The 24,858-nt window shown below is 62.0% G+C and carries 21 protein-coding genes and 3 tRNA genes; 14 read left to right on the plus strand and 10 right to left on the minus strand.

The window, feature by feature from the left end:
* Positions 1 to 40: 40 nt before the first annotated feature.
* The 6 genes from clpX to PJW05_RS17265 form a co-directional block, all read right to left on the minus strand.
* Positions 41 to 1,321 carry an ATP-dependent Clp protease ATP-binding subunit ClpX gene (clpX, locus tag PJW05_RS17240; protein WP_271408197.1) on the minus strand — a complete coding sequence of 427 codons (1,281 nt, stop codon included), beginning with the start codon at positions 1,319 to 1,321 and terminating at the stop codon, positions 41 to 43.
* 110 nt (positions 1,322 to 1,431) lie between these two features.
* Complete coding sequence (gene clpP, locus PJW05_RS17245) at positions 1,432 to 2,073, minus strand: ATP-dependent Clp endopeptidase proteolytic subunit ClpP (protein WP_271408198.1); 642 nt, start codon at positions 2,071 to 2,073, stop codon at positions 1,432 to 1,434.
* Between the two features lie 96 nt (positions 2,074 to 2,169).
* Positions 2,170 to 3,480, minus strand: a complete 1,311-nt coding sequence (gene tig, locus PJW05_RS17250) for a trigger factor (protein ID WP_271408199.1) — start codon at positions 3,478 to 3,480, stop codon at positions 2,170 to 2,172.
* Between the two features lie 140 nt (positions 3,481 to 3,620).
* Positions 3,621 to 3,705 (minus strand) — tRNA-Leu (locus tag PJW05_RS17255).
* Between the two features lie 57 nt (positions 3,706 to 3,762).
* Positions 3,763 to 3,838 (minus strand) — tRNA-His (locus PJW05_RS17260).
* 34 nt (positions 3,839 to 3,872) lie between these two features.
* Positions 3,873 to 3,949 (minus strand) — tRNA-Arg (locus PJW05_RS17265).
* A gap of 262 nt (positions 3,950 to 4,211) precedes the next feature.
* On the opposite strand from PJW05_RS17265, the gene folD reads away from it, so the two are divergent.
* The 3 genes from folD to PJW05_RS17280 all read left to right on the plus strand — a co-directional run bounded on the left by folD (position 4,212) and on the right by PJW05_RS17280 (position 7,736).
* Positions 4,212 to 5,066: a bifunctional methylenetetrahydrofolate dehydrogenase/methenyltetrahydrofolate cyclohydrolase FolD gene (gene folD, locus PJW05_RS17270; protein WP_271408200.1), complete on the plus strand. Its 855-nt coding sequence runs from the start codon at positions 4,212 to 4,214 to the stop codon at positions 5,064 to 5,066.
* Positions 5,067 to 5,181: 115 nt separating this feature from the next.
* The gene (locus PJW05_RS17275) at positions 5,182 to 6,513 is read left to right on the plus strand and encodes an IS4 family transposase (RefSeq protein WP_271408194.1); all 1,332 of its coding nucleotides are present in this window, start codon (positions 5,182 to 5,184) and stop codon (positions 6,511 to 6,513) included.
* Positions 6,514 to 6,603: 90 nt separating this feature from the next.
* Positions 6,604 to 7,736, plus strand: a protein-coding gene (locus tag PJW05_RS17280) for an IS3 family transposase (protein ID WP_271408201.1) whose coding sequence is annotated in 2 segments (ribosomal slippage) — positions 6,604 to 6,955 and positions 6,955 to 7,736 — 1,134 coding nt in all. Because the reading frame shifts where the segments join, the coding sequence is not laid out codon by codon here.
* Positions 7,737 to 7,795: 59 nt separating this feature from the next.
* Here the strand turns inward: PJW05_RS17280 and cysS are convergent.
* Together cysS and PJW05_RS17290 are read right to left on the minus strand one after the other, a co-directional pair.
* Entirely contained in the window at positions 7,796 to 9,181 is a 1,386-nt protein-coding gene (gene cysS, locus PJW05_RS17285; RefSeq protein ID WP_271408202.1) for a cysteine--tRNA ligase, read from the minus strand.
* Complete coding sequence (locus PJW05_RS17290; protein ID WP_271408203.1) at positions 9,181 to 10,848, minus strand: glutamine--tRNA ligase/YqeY domain fusion protein; 1,668 nt, start codon at positions 10,846 to 10,848, stop codon at positions 9,181 to 9,183. The genes cysS and PJW05_RS17290 overlap by 1 nt, the downstream gene beginning before the upstream one ends.
* A 122-nt stretch (positions 10,849 to 10,970) precedes the next feature.
* Between PJW05_RS17290 and PJW05_RS17295 the strand changes: the two genes are divergently transcribed.
* Both PJW05_RS17295 and lpxH read left to right on the plus strand, forming a co-directional pair.
* Complete coding sequence (locus PJW05_RS17295; protein WP_271408204.1) at positions 10,971 to 11,465, plus strand: peptidylprolyl isomerase; 495 nt, start codon at positions 10,971 to 10,973, stop codon at positions 11,463 to 11,465.
* Complete coding sequence (lpxH, locus tag PJW05_RS17300) at positions 11,462 to 12,184, plus strand: UDP-2,3-diacylglucosamine diphosphatase (protein ID WP_271408205.1); 723 nt, start codon at positions 11,462 to 11,464, stop codon at positions 12,182 to 12,184. Before PJW05_RS17295 ends, lpxH begins: the two co-directional genes overlap by 4 nt.
* 48 nt (positions 12,185 to 12,232) lie before the next feature.
* Here lpxH and PJW05_RS17305 read toward each other — a convergent pair whose 3' ends face one another.
* Positions 12,233 to 12,835, minus strand: coding sequence for a tRNA-(ms[2]io[6]A)-hydroxylase (locus PJW05_RS17305; protein ID WP_271408206.1), 603 nt, complete (start codon positions 12,833 to 12,835; stop codon positions 12,233 to 12,235).
* A 174-nt stretch (positions 12,836 to 13,009) separates the two neighbouring features.
* Between PJW05_RS17305 and PJW05_RS17310 the strand changes: the two genes are divergently transcribed.
* A complete protein-coding gene (locus PJW05_RS17310) occupies positions 13,010 to 13,873 on the plus strand; it encodes a universal stress protein (protein ID WP_271408207.1) in 864 nt (287 codons plus the stop codon).
* A 48-nt stretch (positions 13,874 to 13,921) separates the two neighbouring features.
* Here the strand turns inward: PJW05_RS17310 and PJW05_RS17315 are convergent, their stop codons facing one another.
* Positions 13,922 to 14,398: a DUF1289 domain-containing protein gene (locus PJW05_RS17315; RefSeq protein ID WP_271408208.1), complete on the minus strand. Its 477-nt coding sequence runs from the start codon at positions 14,396 to 14,398 to the stop codon at positions 13,922 to 13,924.
* A gap of 400 nt (positions 14,399 to 14,798) precedes the next feature.
* On the opposite strand from PJW05_RS17315, the gene acnB reads away from it, so the two are divergent.
* The 8 genes from acnB to PJW05_RS17355 all read left to right on the plus strand — a co-directional run bounded on the left by acnB (position 14,799) and on the right by PJW05_RS17355 (position 24,798).
* Positions 14,799 to 17,408 carry a bifunctional aconitate hydratase 2/2-methylisocitrate dehydratase gene (gene acnB / locus PJW05_RS17320; protein ID WP_271412246.1) on the plus strand — a complete coding sequence of 870 codons (2,610 nt, stop codon included), beginning with the start codon at positions 14,799 to 14,801 and terminating at the stop codon, positions 17,406 to 17,408.
* Positions 17,409 to 17,535: 127 nt separating this feature from the next.
* Positions 17,536 to 17,613 carry a DUF903 domain-containing protein gene (locus PJW05_RS17325; RefSeq protein WP_271412247.1) on the plus strand — a complete coding sequence of 26 codons (78 nt, stop codon included), beginning with the start codon at positions 17,536 to 17,538 and terminating at the stop codon, positions 17,611 to 17,613.
* 191 nt (positions 17,614 to 17,804) lie between these two features.
* A complete protein-coding gene (locus PJW05_RS17330; protein ID WP_271408209.1) occupies positions 17,805 to 19,019 on the plus strand; it encodes a CmpA/NrtA family ABC transporter substrate-binding protein in 1,215 nt (404 codons plus the stop codon).
* Between the two features lie 20 nt (positions 19,020 to 19,039).
* Positions 19,040 to 19,618: an ANTAR domain-containing response regulator gene (locus tag PJW05_RS17335; RefSeq protein ID WP_271408210.1), complete on the plus strand. Its 579-nt coding sequence runs from the start codon at positions 19,040 to 19,042 to the stop codon at positions 19,616 to 19,618.
* Between the two features lie 184 nt (positions 19,619 to 19,802).
* Positions 19,803 to 21,038: an alanine transaminase gene (gene alaC, locus PJW05_RS17340; protein WP_271408211.1), complete on the plus strand. Its 1,236-nt coding sequence runs from the start codon at positions 19,803 to 19,805 to the stop codon at positions 21,036 to 21,038.
* 462 nt (positions 21,039 to 21,500) lie between these two features.
* Entirely contained in the window at positions 21,501 to 22,160 is a 660-nt protein-coding gene (locus PJW05_RS17345; RefSeq protein ID WP_271408212.1) for a hypothetical protein, read from the plus strand.
* 208 nt (positions 22,161 to 22,368) lie between these two features.
* Entirely contained in the window at positions 22,369 to 23,055 is a 687-nt protein-coding gene (locus PJW05_RS17350; RefSeq protein ID WP_271408213.1) for a polysaccharide lyase family 7 protein, read from the plus strand.
* 531 nt (positions 23,056 to 23,586) lie between these two features.
* Positions 23,587 to 24,798: a nitrate/nitrite transporter gene (locus PJW05_RS17355; protein WP_271408214.1), complete on the plus strand. Its 1,212-nt coding sequence runs from the start codon at positions 23,587 to 23,589 to the stop codon at positions 24,796 to 24,798.
* Positions 24,799 to 24,858: the final 60 nt, after the last annotated feature.

Below are 24,858 nucleotides of genomic sequence, written 5' to 3' on the forward strand. Positions count from 1 at the left end.
GGCAGGAAATGCAAAGGGGCCCGCAGGCCCCTTTGTTTCATCAAGCGTCAGGCGCCGCCTTGGCAGGCTGCTCGTTGTTCTCATAGATCAACAACGGCTTGGACGATCCTTCGATGACACTTTCGTCAATAACCACCTTGCTTACATCTGTTTGAGAAGGAATCTCATACATGGTGTCGAGCAGGATACCTTCCAGGATGGAACGCAGCCCGCGGGCGCCGGTCTTGCGCTCCAGCGCCCGATGCGCAACGGCTTTCAGTGCATCCGGACGGAACTCCAGATCCACACCTTCCATTTCGAACAGCTTCGCGTACTGCTTGGTCAGCGCATTCTTTGGCTCGGTGAGGATTTGCATCAGGGCGGCCTCGTCCAGCTCATCCAGGGTGGCGATGACCGGCAGACGTCCCACGAACTCCGGAATCAAGCCGAACTTCACAAGATCCTCTGGTTCCACTTCGCGGAGAGCTTCGCCCACCTTCTTGCCAAGTTCCTTGCTACGCACCTCGGCATTGAAGCCGATTCCGCCCTGGGTGGAACGATTCTGGATAACCTTCTCCAGACCTGCGAATGCGCCACCACAAATGAACAGGATGTTGCGGGTATCAACCTGCAGGAACTCCTGTTGCGGGTGTTTGCGTCCGCCCTGGGGGGGGACGGAGGCGACGGTGCCCTCGATCAGCTTCAGCAGGGCCTGCTGCACGCCCTCACCGGACACGTCGCGGGTGATGGACGGGTTGTCGGACTTACGGGAAATCTTGTCGATCTCGTCGATATAGACGATGCCCATCTGGGCCTTCTCGACGTCGTAGTCGCATTTTTGCAACAGCTTCTGAATGATGTTCTCAACGTCTTCGCCGACGTAGCCCGCCTCGGTCAGGGTCGTGGCATCCGCGATGGTGAAGGGAACATTGAGCAGGCGAGCAAGGGTTTCAGCCAAGAGTGTCTTGCCCGAGCCGGTGGGGCCGATCAGCAGGATATTGCTCTTGCCCAGTTCGACGTCATCTTTCTTGTCGCGCTGGTTCAGACGCTTGTAGTGGTTGTACACCGCGACCGCGAGCACTTTCTTTGCACGCTCCTGGCCAATGACGTACTGGTCGAGGATTGTGCGGATTTCCTTGGGCGCTGGCAGCTTGTGCGCACTGCTCTCGGCCTGAGCTTCCTGCACCTCCTCGCGGATGATGTCATTGCACAGGTCGACGCACTCGTCGCAGATAAATACGGAGGGACCGGCAATCAGTTTGCGCACTTCGTGCTGGCTTTTGCCACAGAAGGAGCAATAAAGCAGCTTGCCGTTATCCTCGCCGTTGCGGGTGTCAGTCATTCGATCGATCCAATCGGGGTAGGCTTGAAACACAAGATGAAGGCAAATGCGGGCATTTTCAACCCCGCGAAACGGCCGGATATTCTCCGGCCGCGGTCCTGCGGAAGGGCTTAACCCGCGAGCTGGCGCTTGCTGAGCACTTGGTCGATCAGGCCGTATTTGACCGCTTCGTCACCACTCATGAAGTTGTCACGGTCGGTATCGCGCGCGATCACGTCAATCGGCTGGCCGGTGTGATCCGCCAGGATCTTGTTCAGCCGCTCGCGGATGGTGAGAATTTCACGGGCATGGATTTCGATATCCGAGGCCTGCCCCTGAAAGCCGCCCAGCGGCTGGTGAATCATCATGCGTGAATGCGGGAGGCAGAAACGCTTACCCGCGGCGCCACCAGCCAGCAACAGCGCGCCCATGCTGCACGCCTGGCCGATGCAGAGCGTGGAAACGTCGGGCTTGATGAACTGCATGGTGTCGTAGATCGACATGCCAGCGGTCACCGAGCCGCCCGGGGAGTTGATGTAGAGCTGGATATCCTTGTCGGGGTTCTCGGCCTCGAGGAACAGCAGCTGCGCCACTACCAGGTTGGCCATGTAATCCTCGACCGGCCCCACCAGGAAAATTACGCGCTCCTTCAACAGGCGCGAATAGATGTCATAAGCACGTTCGCCGCGGGCGGACTGCTCGATCACCATCGGCACCAGGCCACCGGCGGCTTGGATGTCAGGCATTTGCTGCATAAAAGAATTGCGGGACATGTCCTGCGATCACTCCCTAACTAGATAGTCATGTCTCAAAGACGCATAAGCCAGCTCGGAGGCTGGCTTATGGTGTACTCGAAAGAGGTAAAACAATCAGTCGGCTTTCGGAGCTTCCGCCGGCTTGACCGCCTCTTCGTAGGCAACCGATTTATCGGTCACGTTGGCCTTCTGCAGGACAGTATCTACAACTTGTTCTTCCAGCACAACAGAACGGACTTCGTTCAGCTGCTGGTCGTTCTTGTAGTACCAAGCCACGACTTGCTCCGGCTCCTGGTAGGCGGAAGCCATCTCTTCGATCAGCTCACGCACGCGGGCTTCATCAGGCTTCAGCTCGAACTGCTTGACCACCTCAGCGACGATCAGACCCAGAACAACTCGGCGCTTGGCCTGCTCTTCGAACAGCTCGGCCGGCAACTGGTCAGGGTTGATGTTTCCGCCAAACTGCTGGACGGCCTGCACGCGCAGGCGGTTCACTTCATTGGAGATCAGGGCCTTCGGCACTTCAACCGGATTGGCGGCCAGCAGACCATCCATCACTTGGTTCTTTACCTTGGACTTGATGGCCTGGCGCAGTTCGCGCTCCATATTCTTGCGAACCTCGGCGCGGAAGCCTTCCAGACCACCTTCCTTGATGCCGAACAGGGAGAAGAACTCGTCGTTCAGCTCCGGCAGCTGGGGCGCGGAAACGCTGTTCACGGTGACGGTGAACTCAGCAACCTTGCCCGCCAGGTCCAGATTCTGGTAATCGGCCGGGAAAGTCGGGTTGATAACGCGCTCTTCGCCAGCCTTGACACCCACCAGAGCCTCTTCGAAGCCCGGGATCATGCGGCCGGAGCCCAATACCAGCAAGGTCCCCTTGGCGGAACCACCGGCAAAGGCTTCGCCGTCAATCTTGCCTACGAAGTCGATGTTGAGTTGATCGCCATTCTCGGCCGCACGCTCCACGGCTTCGAAACGGGTGTTCTGTTTGCGCAGGATGTCCAGCATGTTGTCGACATCGGCATCGCCGACCTCAGCCTGCAGACGCTCGATGGCGATACCATCGAAGCCAGCCACCTGAAATTCAGGGAACACTTCGAAAGTAGCGATGAACTCCAGATCCTTGCCCTTTTCGAACACTTTCGGCTCGACGGACGGAGCACCGGCCGGGTTCAGCTTCTGTTCGACAACAGCCTCATAGAAGGAAGACTGGATCAGATCGCCCAGCACTTCCTGACGAGCGGAGTCCTCGAAGCGCTGACGAATGACGCTCATCGGAACCTTGCCCGGACGGAAGCCGGCAACCTTGGCGCGGCGGGCAGTCTGCTGCAGGCGCTTGGTCACTTCGTTCTCGACGCGCTCGGCCGGCACGCCGATGGTCATGCGGCGCTCAAGAGCGGAGGTGCTTTCTACAGAAACTTGCATGGATATTCCTCGTTGCACAGACATTAGCCGGCCGTTCCGGCCCCAGAATCAAGGGCATGCATTCTAGAGGGTCGATCTACAGAAGTCACCCAGCAGAAACAGCCGGCAAAACGAAGGGATAGAAGAAAAGAGAAGTAGGATGGTGCGGACGGAGAGACTCGAACTCTCACGCCTTGCGGCGCTGGAACCTAAATCCAGTGTGTCTACCAATTCCACCACGTCCGCGAGGGGCAACGCTTGAAACGAAAACGCCAGGCACGTGGCCTGGCGCTTTCTCGAATATGGGGTGGACGATGGGAATCGAACCCACGACACCAGGAGCCACAATCCTGTGCTCTACCAACTGAGCTACGCCCACCATATTACGTCTTGCTTGTGCCAAAGGCGCCAAATGGCACGCCCGGCAGGACTCGAACCTGCGACCATCCGCTTAGAAGGCGGATGCTCTATCCAGCTGAGCTACGGGCGCTTATATCTGCGAGCAGACTATAAAGCTTCGGCTTCGACTGAATCGAGCGATCCAGCCTCGCCGTCTTACCCAGCGACTGGCTGTGCTCGACAAGCGGGGCGCATGTTATCGACACACCTACACCTCGTCAACAGGAAAATTTAAAAAAATCAGAAAGATAAAGGAGTTACGGGAAAATGCTGACCAGCCGCCTTTGCCCGCCCGCCCCTCCATGCGAGAATACGCGCCCTTTTTAGCCCTTCCCGATGGTTAATCTAGCGTCATGACCGCACAACTGATCGACGGCAAAACGATCGCCGCCCGCCTCCGCCAGCAGATAGCCCAACGTGTCGCCGAGCGCCGCCAGCAAGGACTTCGTGTCCCCGGCCTCGCGGTGATCCTGGTCGGCAGCGATCCCGCCTCCCAGGTGTATGTCGCGCACAAGCGCAAGGACTGCGAGGAAGTCGGCTTCCTGTCCCAGGCTCATGACCTGCCCGCCAGCACAAGCCAAGCCGAATTGCTGGCCTTGATCGATCGCCTCAATGAAGATCCGGCCATCGATGGCATCCTGGTCCAACTGCCGCTGCCGGACCACCTGGACGCCTCTCAGTTGCTGGAGCGCATCCATCCCGACAAGGACGTTGACGGTTTCCATCCTTATAACGTCGGTCGACTGGCGCAGCGCATTCCCCTGCTCCGCCCCTGCACCCCCAAAGGCATCATGACTCTGCTGGAAAGCACCGGTGCCGATCTTTACGGCATGAGCGCGGTCGTCGTAGGTGCCTCGAACATCGTTGGCCGCCCCATGGCGCTGGAACTGCTGCTGGCTGGCTGTACCGTCACGGTTACCCACCGCTTCACCAGGGATCTGGCCGGCCACGTGGCAAACGCCGATCTGGTGGTAGTGGCCGCCGGCAAGCCTGGCCTGGTCAAGGGTGAATGGATCAAGCCCGGAGCCATCGTCATCGACGTCGGCATCAATCGCCAGGAGGACGGCAAGCTGGTCGGCGACGTGGAGTACGAGGTGGCCGAACAGCGCGCGAGCTGGATCACCCCCGTCCCGGGCGGCGTCGGCCCGATGACCCGCGCCTGCCTGCTGGAAAACACCCTCTACGCCGCCGAAACACTTCACGCATAACGCACAGAAAAATAGAAAAAGGCCGCATCAAGCGTAATGCTGTTCACATAAGCATTTGAGCTGCAGCCGAGGTTCCCCGAGAATCCGATGCCAGACCTCTGGCATCGGATTTTTTATGTCCTTTCAACAGCAGTTGCTCGACCTGGGCGAGTTGTTCAACTTCTCCGACTTGAGCACCTTCACCCAAAACATCCCGATCGAGTGGGTGGCGTCGGCGCTGGAGCTTTCTGCCCAGGCCACCATCCGCCGCCGGCGCCTGCCCAGTGATCAGGTGCTCTGGCTGGTGCTCGGCATGGCCTTGTTCCGCGACGAGCCGGTCCATGAGGTGGCGCGGCGCCTGAACATCTGCGCCCAGGGTCTGGCCTCCGACCACCTGCTGGCCAGAAGTGGGGTCACCGAGGCACGCAAACGGCTGGGGGCCGATCCGGTTGAATGGCTGTTTCGCCAGACGGGTCAGCAATGGGGGTGTGAGCGCTATGACGGCGATAGCTGGCAGGGCCTGCAGGTGTTGGCGGTGGATGGTGCACTGCTGCGCACCCCGGATACACCCGAACTGCGGGAGCATTTCGGCTCTGGCAATACCGCCACCGACCGTCAGACGCCGTTCCCCATGCTGCGTCTGGTGGCCCTGATGAATGTGCGCTCGCACTTGATTCTGGATGCCCAGCTGAGCCCATACCGGCGCAGTGAAATGCGCTTGGCCGATGCCTTTGTGCAGCAGATTCCCGACCATTCGGTGACCTTGTTCGACAAGGGGTTCTGGAGCGCCGATTTGCTGTTGGGGTTGAACAAGGGCGGTGACCACCGACATTGGTTGATCCCGGCCCGCCAGGGTCTAGTCAGCGAGGAAGTGACGCGTTATGGCAAAGGGGATCGCCTGTTGCGCATGAAGGTGTCGCCCCAGGCGCGAAACCGTAACCCGAACCTACCCACGCACTGGGAGGTGCGCGAGGTCAGCTACGAAGTCCAGGGCAAGGTAAAAACCGTTCTGACCTCGCTGCCGGCCGAGCGCTACAGCGCCAAGGCGGTCGCCACACTGTACCGGGAGCGCTGGGAGATCGAACTGGGCTTCCGGAACATCAAGAGTTCCCTGCAGCAGAATGCGGTGACCCTGCGCAGTAAGGTCAAGGCGTTGGTCTACCAGGAGGTCTGGGGATTGTTGCTGGCCTACAACATCATCCGCCGTGAGGCCGGTCAGGCGGCAGTCGCCTTCGGCCGCTCACCCGCCGACATCCGCTTCAAGCCGGTGGCTCACTATATCGCCGTGCAATTGATCGTGATGGCGGCGGCCAACCCGATTTCGGCCACGGGCCGTCGCCTGTCGGAGTTGCGAGCCGGTATTGGCGGGTTGTTTCTGGATCACCGCCCCAAGCCATCAAGACCCAGGACGGTGAAGATTTCCAAGACCCGCTACCCGGTGGACCGCAAGGCTGCTCCGCTTAAGTGAACAGCATTACGCATCAAGCGGCCTTTTTCATTTGGACTGTCCCGTCCTGAATAAGGTTTACACCTTGGCCTTTGTTTTCAGGAGCGTCCCATGGCGCAAGGTGTACGACGTAGCCAGCGCGATTACACGCTGGCTTTTAAATTGGCGGTCGTCGACCAGGTCGAAAAAGGCGAAATGAGTTACAAGGAGGCTCAGGCCCGTTATGGCATCCAGGGTCGGTCGACGGTGTTGGTGTGGTTACGCAAGCACGGTCGGCAGGATTGGAGCCAGGGGGCGTCCATCCGTACCGCAAGGAGCCTTTCCGTGTCCGAGCCCTATCGACCCTTGACCTCCGAGCAGCGCATCAAGGAACTGGAGCAGCAGCTGGAGCTGGCCAACCAGAAGGCCCAGTTCTTTGAGGCCGTGGTGGATGTGCTGAAGAACGACTACGGCGTTTCCATCGTAAAAAAGCGTACCGGCAAGTCCTCACGCAAAGGCAAGTCCAAGGGCTGAGCGTTAGCAGGGCTTGCCAGTTCATGGGCATCAGTCGCCAGGCCTATTACCAGCGCAACCGGACGGCGGATCGCCGCGGCCATCAGGATCGACAGGTCGCCCAGTTCGTGCGGCACCTGCGGATGCGTCAGCCGCGCCTGGGCACACGGAAACTGCATTTCGTGCTTCAGCGTCAGGCCGACCCGAGGCTGCGGGTCGGGCGGGATCGCCTGTTTCGCGTGCTGGCCGAGCACCGGCTGCTGATCTTGCCCAAGCGGGCGTATCACAAGACCACTCAAAGCTTTCACCGCTTCTATCGCCACCCCAATCTGCTCAAGCCCGGCCCGCAGCAAGTGCAGCCCGACGCGCCGGAACGGGTCTGGGTCGCCGACATCACCTACCTGCCCAGCCAAAGCGGCCCGTTGTACCTGAGCCTGGTCACCGATGCCTACTCGCGCCAGCCCCTGGTGCATCACTCGGACCGTGGCATCCAGTACTGCTCGGCGCATTACCAACGCCTGCATGCCCAGCACGGCATTACCTGCTCGATGACCGATGGCTATGACTGCTACCAGAACGCCCTGGCCGAGCGGGTCAACGGCATCCTGAAGAACGAACTGCTGACCCAGACTCCAGCGAACCTGGTACAAGCCCGCCGGATGGTGCGCGAGGCCGTGGACATCTATAACCGGGAACGCCCTCACCAAGCCCTGAAATACAAAACGCCCGATGCGGTGCATCGGGCGTTTTGAGGTCTGGATCCTGGCCTGATAGGTGTAAACCTATTTCAGGACTAGACAGACGGTTCGGATCAGTCTGCGAGGCGCCAGGTGGTCCCACCCTTGCTGTCCTCCAGAACCACGCCCATGGCGGTCAGTTGGTCGCGAATGCGGTCGGACTCAACCCAGTTCTTCTCCGCGCGAGCCTGCAGGCGCGCCTGGATCAACGCCTCGACCTCAGCGGCGTCCACCTTGCCTTCGGCGCCAGCGCGCAGGAACGCATCCGGTTCCAGCTGCAGCACGCCGAGCAGGCCGGCCAGCACCTTGAGCTGGGACGCCAGCGCAGCGGCGGCCGGCAGGTCACTCTCCCGCAACCGATTCACGTCGCGCACCATCTCGAACAGCACGGCACAGGCTTCCGGACTGTTGAAATCGTCATCCATGGCCGCAGCGAACCGCTCAACGAACGTCTCGCCACCGGCCGGAGCGGCATCGGGCAGGCCACGCAGCGCGTGATAAAAGCGCTCCAGGGCCCCCTTGGCCTCCTTCAGGCTTTCCTCGGAGTAGTTGATCGGGCTGCGGTAATGACTGGACACCAGCAGGTAACGCACAACCTCCGGGTGGTACTTCTCCAGCACCTCGCGAATGGTGAAGAAGTTGCCCAGGGACTTGGACATCTTCTCGCCATCCACACGCACCGCACCGGCGTGCATCCAGGCCTTGGCGTAAAGCTTGCCGGTGGCCGCCTCGCTCTGGGCAATCTCGTTTTCGTGATGGGGGAACACCAGGTCCGGACCACCACCATGGATGTCGAAGGTTTCCCCCAGGCAGCAGGTCGACATCACCGAGCACTCGATGTGCCAACCCGGACGACCAGCGCCCCAAGGCGACTCCCAGCTCGGCTCGCCCGGCTTGGCGCCCTTCCAGAGGACGAAATCCAGCGGATCCTCCTTGATTTCGTCCACCTCGATGCGGGCGCCGATCTTGAGCTCGTCGATCTTGCGCCGCGACAACTTGCCGTAGCCTTCGAACTTGCCGACCCGGTAATAGACGTCGCCATTGCCAGGCGCATAGGCGAAACCCTTGTCGATCAGGGTCTGGATCATCTGGTGCATGCCAGCGATATGGCCGGTGGCGCGGGGCTCGATGTCCGGACGCAGCACGGAGAGGCGCGCCTCGTCCTCATGCATCGCCGCAATCATGCGCTCCACCAGCACCTCGAAGGGCTCGCCGTTTTCGTTGGCGCGCCGGATGATCTTGTCATCGATGTCGGTGATGTTGCGCACGTAGGTGAGGTCATAGCCACGATGGCGCAACCAGCGCGCCACTACGTCGAACGCCACCATCACCCGCGCATGGCCGATGTGGCAGAAGTCATAGACCGTCATGCCACAGACGTACATGCGAACCTGGTTGCCGACCAGCGGCTGCAGCGGTTCCTTGGTCTTGCTCAGGGTGTTGTAGATCGACAGCGTCATCATTGGCCCCAGGAATCGCGCAGGGTCACGGTTCGGTTGAACACCGGCTTGCCGGGCTGAGAGTCCCTCAGGTCAGCGACGAAGTAGCCTTCGCGCTCGAACTGGAACCGGTCCTCCGGCTGCGCCTGGGCCAGGGACGGTTCGGCGCGGCATCCGCTCAGCACCTGCAGCGAGCCGGGGTTGATGTTGTCGAGGAAGCTGCCGCCCTCTTCCGACTTCTCCGGGTTCGGCGAACGGAACAGCCGGTCGTAGAGGCGCACTTCGCACTCCACGCTGCCTTCGGCCGGCACCCAGTGGATCACGCCCTTGACCTTGCGACCCTCGGGGTTCTTGCCCAAGGTGTCCGGGTCGTAGCTGCAGCGCAGCTCGACGATCTTGCCATCGGCGTCCTTGATGGCCTCGTCGGCGCGGATCACGTAACTGCCGCGCAGGCGCACCTCGCCACCGGGAATCAGGCGCTTGAAGCCAGCCGGAGGCACTTCCTCGAAGTCGGTGGCATCGATGTACAGCTCTCGGGCGAACGGCAGCACACGCACGCCCATGTCTTCCTTCGGATGGCGTGGCAGCTCGAGGCTCTCCACCTGGTCTTCCGGGTAGTTGGTGATCACCACTTTCAGCGGGTGCAGCACGCACATGGCGCGCGGCGCAGTGGCATCCAGATGGTCGCGGATGCTGAATTCCAGCATGCCGATATCGACCACGCCTCCGGCACGGTTCACGCCGATCATCTCGCAGAAGTTGCGGATGGATTCCGGGGTGTAGCCGCGGCGACGGTAGCCGGACAGGGTCGACATGCGCGGATCGTCCCAGCCGTTCACATGGCCTTCGTCCACCAACTGCTTGAGCTTGCGCTTGCTGGTGATGGTGTAGTTCAGGTTCAGGCGCGAGAATTCGTACTGGCGCGGCTGCGCCGGTACCGGGAGGTTTTCCAGGAACCATTCGTAGAGCGGGCGATGATCCTCGAACTCCAGGGTGCAGATGGAGTGGGTGATGCCCTCAATGGCGTCCGACTGGCCATGAGTGAAGTCATAGCTCGGATAGATGCACCACTTGTCGCCGGTCTGGTGATGGTGGGCATGGCGGATGCGGTAGAGAATCGGGTCGCGCAGGTTCATGTTCGGCGAAGTCATGTCGATCTTCGCGCGCAGGGAACGGGTGCCGTCCGGGAATTCGCCAGCCTTCATGCGAGCGAACAGGTCCAGGTTCTCCTCCACGGAACGGTCCCGGAAGGGGCTGTTCTTGCCCGGCTCGGTCAGACTGCCACGATAGTGACGCATCTCTTCGGACGACAGGTCGCAGACGAAGGCCTTGCCGGCCTTGATCAACTCGACGGCCCAATCATGCAACTGGTCGAAATAGTTGGAGGCATAGCGCACCTCGCCGGCCCACTGGAAACCCAACCATTTCACGTCGCTCTCGATGGCGTCGATATATTCCTGGTCTTCCTTGGCCGGGTTGGTGTCGTCGAAGCGCAGGTGGCAGTCACCACCGAACTCCTTGGCCAGGCCGAAGTTCAGGCAGATCGACTTGGCGTGGCCGATGTGCAGGTAGCCGTTGGGCTCCGGCGGGAAGCGGGTAACGATCTTGGCGTGCTTGCCGGCGTCCAGGTCCGCCTGGACGATCTGGCGCAGGAAGTTGGAGGCGGCGGGAGTCTCTGGCTTGCTCATGGGGTCCTTAGATCTGGCAGGTGCGCGGCTCAGGGTAGGCCGGTCAAATCAAAGCGCTTATCATAGCCGAAGCTGTCAATACCCTGACAGGCCTTGGATTTCTCGATAGAGCGAATAGCCCAATGATCAAGCTGCATACCAACCACGGTGTCATCACCCTGCAACTCTTCGAAGACAAAGCCCCGGAAACCGCGGCCAACTTCAAGGAGTACGTGAAGTCCGGCCATTACGACGGCACCATCTTCCACCGCGTGATCGGTAACTTCATGATCCAGGGCGGCGGTTTCGAACCCGGCATGAAGCAGAAGTCCACCCGCGCGCCGATCAAGAACGAAGCCAACAACGGCCTCTCCAACAAGGTCGGCACCATCGCCATGGCCCGTACCATGGAGCCGCACTCGGCTTCCGCCCAGTTCTTCATCAACGTCGCCGACAACACCTTCCTCAACCACAGCGCGCCGACCGTTCAGGGCTGGGGCTACGCCGTGTTCGGTGAAGTGGTCGAGGGCATGGACGTGGTGAACAAGATCAAGGGCGTCGCCACCACCATGAAGGCCGGCCACCAAGATGTCCCGGTCGACGACGTGGTCATCGAAAAGGCCGAGATCATCGAGTGATATTGCTGATCTCCGATCTGCATCTCGAAGAGGAACGCCCGGATATCACCCGGGCGTTTCTTCATTTCCTGCAGACGCGCGCGCCCCAGGCGGATGCCCTCTATATTCTCGGCGACTTCTTCGAAGCCTGGATCGGCGACGATGCCATGACCCCCTTCCAACACTCCATCGCCCAGGCGCTGCGCACGCTAGCCGACGGCGGCACGCGCATTTACCTGATGCACGGCAACCGCGACTTCATGGTGGGCAAGGCGTTCTGCCGCGAAGCGGGTTGCACCCTGCTGCCCGACCCCAGCCTGGCACGGATGAACGGCGAAGCGGTGCTGCTGATGCACGGCGACAGCCTTTGCACACAGGACGAGGCCTACATGCGCCTACGCCGCTGGCTGCGTAACCCCATCAGCCTGTTCATTCTGCGCAACCTGCCATTAGCCACTCGCCACAAGCTGGCCCGCAAGCTGCGCAAGGAAAGCCGGATGCAAACCCGCGAGAAGGCGGCGGAAATCACCGACGTAACCCCGGAAGAAATTCCGCGCATCCTCCGCCAGTACGGCGTCCGCACCCTGATCCACGGTCATACCCACCGCCCCGCCAACCATGAATTGGAACTGGACGGCCAGCCCGCCCGCCGCATCGTGCTGGGCGACTGGGATCGGCAAGGCTGGGCCTTGCAGGTGGACGAACAGGGCTTCGTGCAGACTCCCTTCAACCTGACCTGAAGGACCAGCCAACGAACAAGCGCGCTGTCGGGCGCTTTTCCAGATCGGTCAGACCGGCACGCCGCTGTGGAAGCGGAACTCCCCGTCCGGTGTCTCGATCAGCTCACGCTCGGCCGCCCTCACCTTTTCGATGGTGCGATCGACATCCCTGGCCTCGCCGTACTGGTAGGCCAGCTTCAAGTAACCCTGGTAGTGGCGCGATTCACTCTTCAGCAAGCCACCGTAGAATTTACCCAGTTCCTCATCCAGATTCGGCACCAGCGCTTCGAAGCGCTCGCAGGAGCGCGCTTCGATAAAGGCGCCGACCACCAGGGTATCGGCCAGCTTCTGCGGCTCGTGGCTGCGCACCAGCTTGCGCAGCCCCGAAGCGTAGCGGGAGGCCGAAACGGGTCTGAGGTCTATCCGGCGGCGTTTCATGATCCGCAGCACCTGCTCGTGATGCACCAACTCCTCGCGGGCCAGGCGCGACATGAAATTGATCAAGTCCAGGTAGGTGGAGTACTTGGCCATCAACGCCATGGCCGTGGATGCCGCCTTGAATTCGTTGTTCTTGTGGTCGATCAGCAGAGTCTCCTGATCAGCCAAAGCAGCGGCCACCCAGGCGTCGGGTGTGCGGCAACCAAGAAAGTCATGGATCTGGGGCAGGTTCACGAGCGGCTCTCATCATGCTGGGCGCCACGCTGGCCGGGCTCCCGAAGGCGGAGCATTATACGAATGGAGGACGCGACGACCAGCCCGGGCCACTTGATATATGTCAAGAACGCCGAAGCCGAATCAAGGCTACATTTGTTTTGGCTATAAGCCATCGACAGGGAGATGAGGACCATGCAAGCCATTCGCAGCATTCTGGTGGTACTGGAGCCGGACCGGCCGGAGGGCCTTGCCCTGAAAAGGGCGAAACTGATCGCCGGGGTGACCCAATCGCACCTGCATCTCTTGATCTGCGACCGCAAGGGCAACCATGCCGACTACCTCAGCGACCTCGCCGACTCGCTCAAGGCCGAGGGTTATAGCGTCAGCACCCAACAGAGCTGGCTGGAAAATCTGCACCAGACCATCATCGCCGCCCAGCAGGCCGAAGGCTGCGGCCTGGTGATCAAGCAGCACGTGCCCGACAACCCGCTGAAGAAAGCGCTGCTCACGCCTGACGACTGGAAACTCCTGCGCTACTGCCCCGGCCCCGTGCTGATGGTCAAGACCGACAGACCCTGGACCGGCGGCAATATCCTCGCCGCGGTGGACGTGGGCAACAGTGACGGCGAACACCGCACCCTGCACGCCACTATCGTCAGCCATGGCTACGACATCGCCAGCCTCGCCCATGGCACCTTGCACGTGATTTGCGCCCACCCGTCGCCGATGCTTTCGGCGGCGGACCCCACCTTCCAACTGAAGGAAACCATCGAGGCCCGCTACCGCGAGGAATGTCGAGCCTTCCAGGCCGAGTACGACGTCAGCGACGAACGGTTACACATCGAGGAAGGACCGGCCGACGTGCTGATCCCCCATGTCGCCCACAAGCTGGAAGCGGGGGTCACGGTGATCGGCACCGTGGCGCGCTCCGGCCTTTCCGGTGCGCTGATCGGCAATACCGCCGAAGTGGTGCTGGATGCCCTGGAAAGCGATGTCCTGGTACTCAAGCCCGAGGCCATCATCGCCCACCTGGAGGAACTGGTCGCCCAGCGTTGAGTTTCCAGAAACACCAAAGCCGCCCCCGGGCGGCTTTTTTTCACGGTGTCAGACGCGACTTTCGACGCCTTCGCGCAGGAAGCGTGGCGCGATGTAGCGCTCGTAGTGCGCTTCGGAAAGCAGGAAAAACTCGCGATCGATGGCTTCCCGCAGGTCCGGCAGCGACCAGTCGCGGAACTCGGGAAGCAGCGCGATGCCGTAGGCATCCAGCCGGTTGATCATGCGCGAAGCGCGGGCGATCAGCTGGTAAGCCCAGCAATAGGGGGATTGCTCGGGAACGAAACGTACCTGCCGCTGCTCCAGTTGCCCCCGCAGGCGCACCGGATCGAACACCTCCAGCTTGGCCTCCATCACCTGCACCAGGAGGAGCTCCAGGCGCCGCCAGACGGCACGCTTTTCCTCCTCGCTGTACAAGTTCCAGTTCACCACCTCATGGTGGAAACGCTTGCAGCCCCGGCAGACATGGTCGCCATAAACAGTGGAACAGAGGCCGACGCAAGGCGTCTTGATGCGCTGGTTGGACATGGCAAAAAGGAATTCGGCGGGCAAAACGGCCGGCCATCTTAGCCCTTTGTCCAATCAGGGTCACCCACAGCGAATTCGGGATTTCGTCTTAACTTTGCCGAGCCTTTCCATTAGAATCGGCGCGCCATTTAAGGCGCCGATATCCGTTGGAAGCTGTTTTCAAAGCGTCACGAGCACAGTTCATCCGGCAGGAAATAATGGCGCCGGGCACCCTGTCAGGGATGCCCGCCGCCAGCCCTCATCAGGCCTTCCTTCCGGCGTAAAACTTTGAAAACAGCTTCTCGATGGAGGCCGCCGAAACCTTGGCCAGACAGCCCAAAAGGCTGTGCGGCGCATGCGTTCGGCGGATTCCTGGATGAGCGCCCTGGACGATTCCAGGGCCACTGATGAGGGTAAAACTGTGCTTGAAGCCTATCGCAAACACGTAGAAGAGCGTGCCGCTCAGGGTGTCGTACCCCAGCCGCTGAACGCCGAACAAACCGCAGGCCTGGTCGAGCTGCTGAAGAACCCGCCGGCCGGTGAAGAAGCCTTTCTTCTGGATCTGATCACCAACCGCGTGCCGCCGGGTGTCGACGAAGCCGCCTACGTCAAAGCAGGTTTCCTCTCTGCCATCGCCAAGGGCGAAGCCACTTCCCCGCTGATTTCCAAAGAGCGCGCCATCGAACTGCTGGGCACCATGCAGGGCGGCTACAACATCGCCACCCTGGTGGAACTGCTGGACAGCACCGAGCTGGCCAGTGTCGCCGCCGAACAGCTGAAGCACACCCTGCTGATGTTCGACGCCTTCCACGACGTCGCCGAGCGTGCCAAGAAGGGCAATGCGGCTGCCCAAGCCGTGCTGAACTCCTGGGCCGAAGGCGAGTGGTTCAAGGCCAAGCCGGCCGTTGCCGAAAAGATCACCCTGACCGTGTTCAAGGTGCCCGGCGAAACCAACACCGACGACCTGTCCCCGGCTCCGGACGCCTGGTCCCGCCCTGACATCCCGCTGCACGCCCTGGCCATGCTGAAAATGGCCCGTGACGGCATCGAGCCGGTACAACCCGGTTCCGTCGGCCCGCTGAAACAGATCGAAGCAGTCAAGGCCAAGGGCTTCCCGGTCGCCTACGTCGGTGACGTGGTCGGTACCGGCTCCTCCCGCAAGTCCGCCACTAACTCCGTGCTGTGGTTCTTCGGCGACGACATCCCCTTCGTTCCGAACAAGCGCGCTGGCGGCTTCTGCTTCGGCACCAAGATCGCTCCGATCTTCTACAACACCATGGAAGACGCCGGCGCCCTGCCGATCGAATTCGACTGCACCAACCTGGCCATGGGCGACGTCATCGACGTTTACCCCTATGAGGGCAAGGTCGTTCGCCACGACAGCGGCGAAGTGGTCACCACCTTCGAACTGAAGACCCCGGTTCTGCTGGACGAAGTCCGCGCTGGCGGCCGTATTCCGCTGATCATCGGCCGCGGCCTGACCGAGAAGGCCCGTGCCGAACTGGGCCTGGGCGCTTCCGACCTGTTCAAGAAGCCGGAATCCCCGACCGACAGCGGCAAGGGCTACACCCTTGCGCAGAAGATGGTTGGCCGCGCCTGCGGTCTGCCGGAAGGCCAGGGCGTGCGTCCGGGCACCTACTGCGAGCCGAAGATGACCACCGTCGGCTCCCAGGACACCACCGGCCCGATGACCCGCGACGAGCTGAAAGACCTCGCCTGCCTCGGCTTCTCCGCTGACCTGGTGATGCAGTCCTTCTGCCACACCGCCGCCTATCCGAAGCCCATCGACGTCAACACCCACCACACCCTGCCGGACTTCATCAAGACCCGCGGCGGCGTGTCCCTGCGTCCGGGCGACGGCATCATCCACAGCTGGCTGAACCGCATGCTGCTGCCGGATACCGTCGGCACCGGTGGCGACTCCCACACCCGCTTCCCGATCGGCATCTCCTTCCCGGCCGGTTCCGGCCTGGTGGCCTTCGCCGCCGCCACTGGCGTCATGCCGCTGGACATGCCGGAATCCGTCCTGGTGCGCTTCAAGGGCAAGATGCAGCCCGGTATCACCCTGCGTGACCTGGTGCATGCCATTCCCTACTACGCCATCCAGGCCGGCCTGCTGACCGTCGAGAAGAAAGGCAAGAAGAACATCTTCTCCGGCCGCATCCTCGAGATCGAAGGCCTGAACGACCTGACCGTCGAGCAAGCCTTCGAGCTGTCCGACGCCTCGGCCGAACGTTCCGCCGCCGGCTGCACCATCAAGCTGCCGGAGCAGGCCATCGCCGAGTACCTGCAGTCCAACATCACCCTGCTGCGCTGGATGATCGGTGAAGGCTACGGCGATGCCCGTACCCTGGAGCGCCGCGCCCAGGCGATGGAAGCCTGGCTGGCCAAGCCGCAACTGCTGGAAGCCGACAAGGACGCCGAATACGCCGCCGTCATCGAGATCGACCTGGCCGAAGTCAAGGAGCCCGTGCTCTGCGCCCCGAACGACCCGGACGATGCCCGCCTGCTGTCCACCGTGGCCGGCGACAAGATCGACGAAGTATTCATCGGTTCCTGCATGACCAACATCGGTCACTTCCGCGCCGCCGGCAAGCTGCTGGACAAGGTCAAGGGTGGTATCCCGACCCGCCTCTGGCTGGCTCCGCCGACCAAGATGGACCAGCACCAGCTGACCGAGGAAGGCTACTACGGCATCTACGGCAAGGCCGGCGCCCGCATGGAAATGCCGGGTTGCTCCCTGTGCATGGGCAACCAGGCCCGCGTACAGACCGGCGCCACCGTGGTCTCCACCTCCACCCGTAACTTCCCGAACCGCCTGGGCGACGCCACCAACGTCTACCTGGCCTCCGCCGAACTGGCGGCAGTTGCCTCCATCCTGGGCAAACTGCCGACCGTCGAGGAGTACATGGAATACGCGAAGAACATCGACAGCATGGCTGCCGATATCTACCGCTACCTGTCCTTCGACCAGATCGCCGAGTACAAGGAAGCCGCTGCAAACGCCAAGATTCCGGTGGTTCAGGCCTAAAAGCCCCCATCGCCAGCTCGGCAAGAGAAGCCCCGCCCCGTGCGGGGCTTTTTCTTTTCCAGGGCCGGACAGGAACGGCCAGCTCATCGCCACCGACGAAAGACCCGAACTCGACAAAGACACCGGCATGCTTGTGTTCGAAGACCACGAAGGCCGTGCCCAGCAGGTCCCGCAAAGCCAGGTGGAACAGATCATCGAACGTTGAGGCAGCTCCAGGCTCGAACCCTTGCCCCGTCCCGGCGGGGTTCTTTCTTTCAGCCCTGGCATATCGCTTGCTTGACCAACACCAACGAGCCTCGCTCCAACGGCGGAGCGGGCTGATGACAATGGCGTCGATTCCGGCCGGCTCCGGCTGAACCGGATCGGCGCCATTTTTGCTGACAGGTGGTCACCACGATGACGGACAAGCAGAACACCACACGCACGGACAACCTGGCCTGGGTCGGGGGCAGCGATGCACCGGAAAAGTGCATGCTCAACCTGGGCTTCATGCCCCTGACCGACTCCGCCTCGCTGATAGTCGCGGCGACCCAGGGCTTCGCCCAGCCCTACGGCCTGACCCTGAACCTGCGCCGCCAGTCGTCCTGGGCCACCCTGCGCGACAAGCTGCTCTCCGGCGAACTGGATGCTGCCCAGGCCCTGTATGGGCAGGTCTACGGGATAGAACTGGGCATCGGCGGCCCCTGCTCCGAGATGGCCATCCTCATGGGCCTCTGCCAGAACGGCCAGGCCATCAACCTCTCCGAACCCCTGAAACGCATCGGCGTGACCAGTTCCGAGGCACTGCTCCGGCACGTGCGCCATGGCGGTGCACGCCTGATCCTGGCCCAGACCTTTCCCACCGGCACCCACGCCATGTGGCTGAACTACTGGCTCGCCGCCCAGGGCATCCATCCACTGCGGGATGTCGACACTGTCGTAGTACCGCCGTCACAGATGGTCGCCCACCTGCAGGCCGCGCGCATCGATGGTTTCTGTGCCGGCGGCCCGTGGGGCGCATTGGCGGTGGAACAGGGCCAGGGCTTCACCCTGGCCACCAGTCAGATGATCTGGCCCGACCATCCGGAGAAAGTCCTTGCCGTCACCCGCGAGTTCGCCGAGCGCTACCCGAATACCGCGCGCGCCCTGACCATGGCCGTGCTGGAGGCCGGCCGCTTCATCGAGGCGAGCCTGGAAAACCGCCGCAGTACCGCCCAACTGATCAGCGGCAGCGACTACGTCGACGTTCCCTTGGCCGCGGTGGAGCCTCGCTTCCTTGGCCATTACCAGGACGGTCTCGGCAATGCCTGGGAAGACCCACATCCGCTACGCTTCTTTCAGGATGGTCGGGTGAACATGCCCTACCTCTCCGACGGCATCTGGTTCATGACCCAGTTCCGCCGCTGGGGCCTGCTGCGGGAGGACCCGGACTACCTCGCCATTGCCCGCCGCGTCCAGCGGCTGGATCTCTATCGCGAGGCCGCCGGAGCCTTGGGCATCCCAATCCCGGAACTGATGCGCAGTGCCACGCTGATAGACGGTCGCACCTGGGATGGCAACGACCCGGCAGGCTATGCCCGCAGCTTCCCGATCCACGCCCTGGGCGGCAATGTCCGCGCCGCCATCCTGTAACCGCCAGGGAAGCCGTCGCCATGCTGCGTATCCTGCTGATCAACGACACCGCCAGAAAGGTCGGCCGCCTCAGGGCCGCCCTGGTGGAAGCCGGCTTCGAGGTCATCGACGAATCCGGCCTGACCATCGACCTGCCGGCCCGGGTCGAGGCCATCCGCCCGGACGTGGTACTGATCGATACCGAGTCCCCCGGACGCGACGTCATGGAACAGGTGGTACTGGTGACCCGCGACCAGCCCCGCCCCATCGTCATGTTCACCGACGAGCACGACCCCAAGGTCATGCGCCAGGCCATCCAGGCCGGTGTCAGCGCCTATATCGTCGAAGGCATCCAGGCCGACCGCCTGCAACCGATCCTCGACGTCGCCATGGCTCGCTTCGAGAGCGAGCAGGCGCTGCGCGCCCAGCTCAATGCCCGCGACCAGCAATTGGCCGAGCGCAAGCGCATCGAACTGGCCAAGGGCCTGTTGATGAAGATGAAGCACTGCAATGAAGAGGAGGCCTACACGCTGATGCGCCGGCAAGCCATGAGCCGGCAGCAGAAGCTGATCCAGGTGGCCGAACAGATCATCGCGATGCACGACATGCTCGGACCGTAGACAGAAACGCCCACCGCTCCCGAGCCGGCGACGACGGGGCACGCCCGAATGTTCACCCTACCGCGGGGACGTCGCGAATCTCTCCTCGACAATCCCCCTGGGAACCGCTTATCTTCGCCGCCAGGCCACCACAGTGGCCGACGTCGCTCGGACGGTTCCGGGCGCTTACGTATCCGAGGAAAGCATGGCTGACACGCGTTCACCGCGCCGTTTTGCGCGCATCGATCGTCTCCCCCCCTACGTCTTCAACATCACCGCCGAACTCAAGATGGCTGCACGCCGTCGCGGCGAGGACATCATCGACCTCTCCATGGGCAACCCCGATGGCGCCACCCCGCCGCACATCGTGGAGAAGCTCGTGCAAGTCGCCCAGCGCGAAGACACCCACGGATACTCCACTTCCCGCGGCATTCCGCGCCTGCGCCGGGCCATCTCGCGCTGGTACAAGGACCGTTACGATGTGGAGATCGATCCTGAAACCGAAGCCATCGTCACCATCGGCTCCAAGGAAGGCCTGGCGCACCTGATGCTGGCCACCCTGGACCACGGCGACACCGTGCTGGTGCCCAACCCCAGCTACCCCATCCACATTTATGGTGCGGTGATCGCCGGCGCCCAGGTGCGCTCGGTGCCCCTGGTCCCCGGCGTGGACTTCTTCGCCGAGCTGGAGCGCGCCATCCGCGAGAGCATTCCGAAGCCGAAGATGATGATCATCGGCTTCCCCTCCAACCCTACTGCCCAATGCGTGGAACTGGACTTCTTCGAGCGCGTCGTGGCCCTGGCCAAGCAGTACGACGTGCTGGTGGTACACGACCTGGCCTATGCCGACATCGTCTACGACGGCTGGAAGGCGCCCTCCATCATGCAAGTGCCCGGCGCTAAGGACATTGCGGTGGAGTTCTTCACCCTGTCCAAGAGCTACAACATGGCGGGCTGGCGGATCGGTTTCATGGTCGGCAACCCGGAACTGGTCAGCGCCCTGGCACGGATCAAGAGCTACCACGACTACGGCACCTTCACTCCGCTGCAGGTGGCCGCCATCGCCGCCCTGGAAGGCGACCAGCAATGCGTGCGCGATATCGCCGAGCAGTATCGCCAGCGCCGCAACGTGCTGGTGAAGGGGCTCCACGAGATTGGCTGGATGGTGGAGAACCCCAAGGCCTCGATGTACGTCTGGGCCAAGATTCCCGAACCCTATGCACACCTGGGCTCGCTGGAGTTTTCCAAGAAGCTGCTGGCCGAAGCCAAGGTCTGCGTCTCCCCAGGCCTCGGCTTTGGCGACTACGGTGACGACCATGTGCGCTTTGCCTTGATCGAGAACCAGGACCGCATCCGCCAGGCCGTTCGCGGCATCAAGGGCATGTTCCGCGCCGACGGAACCCTCGAGTCCTCGCCCATCACCAAACCCCGCAAGGCCTGACGCCCCGACTCGCCCCCTGGTCACAGGGGGCGCGCTCGTCGCTGAACTTTCCTGAAACGCCCGCCCCGCAAGGTCTGCTTGCCGTTTCAAGCGCAAAGCGAAGCCGGCAAGGCTGCGCCGCTCGTCGGCTTTCAGATCATTTCTTGAACAAAATCAGGGGTTCAGCACTCTGATGAAAGCCAGAATACATCGCGCCACTTTTTGAGCCACGGCTGGTCCTCGGCGCGCATGTCTTTTTTCCCCTTGAGTCCGGAGTGATTCCAAATGCACGAATTGACGTGCAGGCGGTTCCTTTGTCTCGAAAAAGGAGGAGTGCGTATGAAGACATGAAATACAACTAGATAGACCGCACGACCTGACCAACCACTCAAGGTCCAAAGAGACCTAAGAGTATAAACAACACATATCGGTGCCCTTACTGCATCAGCACACCAACTTACTTTGTAAAACAAGAGGTAAACCATGGAGCTGTACCATCTCATTACTTCCCTGTTCAAACAGGAAGCAACCATGGAATTAATGCGCATGGGTGTTGTTTATGCCCACCTGATCGCCTGCTGCGTGGCAATCGGCCTGGTCCTGACCAGCGATTTCGCCATGATCAAGCAGTTGATCACCGGCAAGGACGACGCTACCCATAGCGACAAAACCCATCTTGATACTTTGAAGAAAACTGTACTGCTTGCACTTGCGGCACTCTGGGTAACAGGGATAGGTATCGTACTGCTGGATTACTCTGTCAAAGGCGCGGTGTACTTCCTCAACCCCAAACTTCAGGCCAAGATCCTGATCGTAACCTTGCTGACCGTTAACGGCTTCCTGCTGCACAGCGTTGTCCTGCCCGCCATCACCAAGGCCGGCACGCTGGTCAAGATGGAAGTGAATGCCCGGACCCTCGCGGTATTCTCGGGCGTCGTCTCCGGAGTTTCCTGGTTCTACGCGGCCATGCTGGGCATCGCCCGCCCGCTGAGCTGGAAATACTCCCTTGGCGAAATCATGTTCGCTTACCCGCTGTTCATCTGTCTCGGCTTCGTCGCGATGACGCTGCTGGTGAAGTGGGCGAGCAACAGAGCTGAAAACCTCACTCTTTCCCGAGTGAATCCCGCACTCGCCTCCTGGTAAGAGAAGACTGGGCAGGGATGCCCAGTTTCAAGGAAACTTTACGGAAACAGTTCGCTGGACAACTAACCCGTCAACTTGAAGCCACTCTTCTCGAACGCTCCCGCCAACCGACACCCGCGTCCAAATCCGCAATCGCACCATCTCGGAACTTTTCCACTTCCTGCATGTACGAACTGCTGTTTCAGATAATCAGCAGTAAGGACATCCAGTGATCGATCTCAGCACCTGGAATCTGACGGTCCCTGCCACCGGTTCCAATACCCTCATCACCACCGAGCGCCTCAATAATGGCTATGACAGCCAGTACTTCCGGCGCAATGTCGATGGCAGTATCAGCTTCTGGGTTCCGGTAAACGGCTCCCGCACCGAGGACGCCCGTTACCCTCGCAGCGAACTGCGGGAAACTCAGGCCGACGGCGCCCTCAGTTACTGGTATCACGCCAGCGCGGACAACTACCTCAGCGCCGTGCTCTCGGTGGAGCAAGTGCCGAGCAAGAACAAGATCGTCATCGGCCAGATTCACAGCAAGGACGAACCCGGCAGCGAGAATGATCCTCTGCTCAAGCTGCAGTACCACTACCTGCGCGGCAACGGCCGCATCGAGGCGTTACTGCGCAAGCGCCCCGGCGACAAGGAGGTGGAGAACATCCTTCTGGTCGAGAACGTCGATCTGGGCGAGCGCTTCGGCTACGACCTGCGCCTGACCCCCACCGGCAAGCTGGGCATTGTGGTCACCAGTCAGGGCGATAACGGCAACCTCTATCGTCAACTCAGCGGCTACTGGAGCAAGCAGCAGCTCTATTTCAAGGCTGGCGCCTATATCCAGGACAACTATGGCGCCAGCAACGAAGGCGGCCGTGTCACCTTCTACTGGCTGAACAGCCTGCATCGTTGACGCTTTGCAGCGGTATGTCCGGCAAGCGGATGGCCACGGCCACGCCGGGCTGCGTCTTCCTCAACGGCCAGGAGCCCCTGCGTCCGTGGCACATCCGCCGGAGCGTACCCACCGCGTCGAATCGGCCTCAACTCGGTGCAGACGGGGCATTGACGCCCCATCTTGAGCCAGCCCGTTTCTCCTTTCCAAGCGCAGGAAGCGCTCTGCAACGGGACTTTACAAGGTTGGCCCGGCTATTGCTGAGCAACAGCCAGAGGTAGCCAACGGCGGTTGCCCAATACACGACAAAGGCGTCGCGTCACTCCGCAGCAATGCGGGCAGTGGTGCGACGCCTTTTTCGTTTCGACCCCAGCGATGGGGCGGTGGACGGCCCGGGACCCGGACGTCCACTCGCAGCTCACTCAATCCCGCTGCGGCCCCGGCCGCAGGACGGCGCGCCACAAGCGCGACGTTTTACCGGGAGGTGCGACCGCCGTGCCCACGATCAGGGCGGACGCACTTCCCGGCCCCCAACTGCAGATGAGGTGTTCGATGACAACGAGTTTCTGGAAAGCCGGCCACACGCCCACCCTGTTCTCCGCCTTCCTTTATTTCGATCTGAGCTTCATGGTCTGGTACGTCCTCGGTCCGCTGGGGGTGCAGATTGCCGCCGACCTCCAGCTCTCCACCCAGCAACGCGCCATGATGGTCGCCACGCCCATCCTGGCGGGCGCCGTGCTGCGCTTCCTGATGGGCATGCTGGCCGACCGCACTTCGCCCAAGACCGCGGGACTCCTTGGCCAGGTTGTGGTCATCGCCGCACTCTTCGTCGCCTGGCAGGTGGGCATCCGCACCTACGAGCAAGCCCTGCTCCTCGGCCTGTTCCTCGGTTTCGCCGGCGCATCCTTCGCCGTGGCACTGCCGCTGGCCTCCCAGTGGTATCCGCCGCAGCATCAGGGCAAGGCCCTCGGCATCGCCGGCGCCGGCAACTCCGGCACCGTGCTGGCCGCCCTGTTCGCCCCAGGCCTGGCCGCCCTCTACGGGTGGAACAACGTCTTCGGTCTGGCCCTGATTCCGCTGGTGCTGACGCTGGCAATCTTCGCCCTGGCCGCCCGCAATGCCCCCGACCGTCCGGCGCCCAAGGCGCTCGGTGACTACCTCAAGGCCCTGGGCGACCGTGACAGTTGGTGGTTCATGCTGTTCTACAGCGTGACCTTCGGCGGCTTCCTCGGGCTGGCAAGTACCCTGCCCGGCTATTTCCATGACCAGTACGGCCTGGCCCCGGTCACCGCCGGCTATTACACCGCCGCCTGCGTCTTCGCCGGAAGCCTGATGCGCCCGCTGGGCGGCGCCTTCGCCGACCGCTTCGGCGGCATCCGTACCCTGCTGGCGGTGTACACCGTTGCCTCCATCTGCATCGCCGCCGTGGGCTTCCACATTTCCAGCGCCACCCTCGCCCTGGCCTTCTTCGTGGTCGCCATGCTGAGCCTCGGGGCCGGCAACGGTGCGGTTTTCCAACTGGTGCCGCAGCGCTTCCACAAGGAAATCGGCGTCATGACCGGCCTGATCGGGATGGCCGGCGGCATCGGCGGCTTCTGCCTGACCGCGGGCCTGGGCGCCATCAAGCAGCAGACCGGTGACTATCAGCTCGGCCTGTGGCTGTTTGCCAGCCTGGGGGTGGTGGCCTGGTTCGGCCTCTACGGGGTCAAGCAACGCTGGCGCACCACCTGGGGCTCGGCTGCGGTCACCGCCGCCCGCGTCTGAGCCGGCCCGCCGGTTGTACCCGACAAGGAGCGCCCCGGCGCTCCTTCTCGCCATACAGGA

Source organism: Pseudomonas sp. Q1-7, assembly GCF_028010285.1.
GTDB lineage: Bacteria > Pseudomonadota > Gammaproteobacteria > Pseudomonadales > Pseudomonadaceae > Metapseudomonas.

Excerpts from the sequence above, each read along its gene's own strand:
- clpX (WP_271408197.1), bottom strand. The coding sequence starts at position 1,321 with ATGACTGACACCCGCAACGGCGAGGATAACGGCAAGCTGCTTTATTGC.
- clpP (WP_271408198.1), bottom strand. The coding sequence starts at position 2,073 with ATGTCCCGCAATTCTTTTATGCAGCAAATGCCTGACATCCAAGCCGCC.
- tig (WP_271408199.1), bottom strand. The coding sequence starts at position 3,480 with ATGCAAGTTTCTGTAGAAAGCACCTCCGCTCTTGAGCGCCGCATGACC.
- folD (WP_271408200.1), top strand. The coding sequence starts at position 4,212 with ATGACCGCACAACTGATCGACGGCAAAACGATCGCCGCCCGCCTCCGC.
- PJW05_RS17275 (WP_271408194.1), top strand. The coding sequence starts at position 5,182 with ATGTCCTTTCAACAGCAGTTGCTCGACCTGGGCGAGTTGTTCAACTTC.
- cysS (WP_271408202.1), bottom strand. The coding sequence starts at position 9,181 with ATGACGCTGTCGATCTACAACACCCTGAGCAAGACCAAGGAACCGCTG.
- PJW05_RS17290 (WP_271408203.1), bottom strand. The coding sequence starts at position 10,848 with ATGAGCAAGCCAGAGACTCCCGCCGCCTCCAACTTCCTGCGCCAGATC.
- PJW05_RS17295 (WP_271408204.1), top strand. The coding sequence starts at position 10,971 with ATGATCAAGCTGCATACCAACCACGGTGTCATCACCCTGCAACTCTTC.
- PJW05_RS17310 (WP_271408207.1), top strand. The coding sequence starts at position 13,010 with ATGCAAGCCATTCGCAGCATTCTGGTGGTACTGGAGCCGGACCGGCCG.
- PJW05_RS17315 (WP_271408208.1), bottom strand. The coding sequence starts at position 14,398 with ATGTCCAACCAGCGCATCAAGACGCCTTGCGTCGGCCTCTGTTCCACT.
- PJW05_RS17325 (WP_271412247.1), top strand. The coding sequence starts at position 17,536 with ATGCTTGTGTTCGAAGACCACGAAGGCCGTGCCCAGCAGGTCCCGCAA.
- PJW05_RS17330 (WP_271408209.1), top strand. The coding sequence starts at position 17,805 with ATGACGGACAAGCAGAACACCACACGCACGGACAACCTGGCCTGGGTC.
- PJW05_RS17335 (WP_271408210.1), top strand. The coding sequence starts at position 19,040 with ATGCTGCGTATCCTGCTGATCAACGACACCGCCAGAAAGGTCGGCCGC.
- alaC (WP_271408211.1), top strand. The coding sequence starts at position 19,803 with ATGGCTGACACGCGTTCACCGCGCCGTTTTGCGCGCATCGATCGTCTC.
- PJW05_RS17345 (WP_271408212.1), top strand. The coding sequence starts at position 21,501 with ATGGAGCTGTACCATCTCATTACTTCCCTGTTCAAACAGGAAGCAACC.
- PJW05_RS17355 (WP_271408214.1), top strand. The coding sequence starts at position 23,587 with ATGACAACGAGTTTCTGGAAAGCCGGCCACACGCCCACCCTGTTCTCC.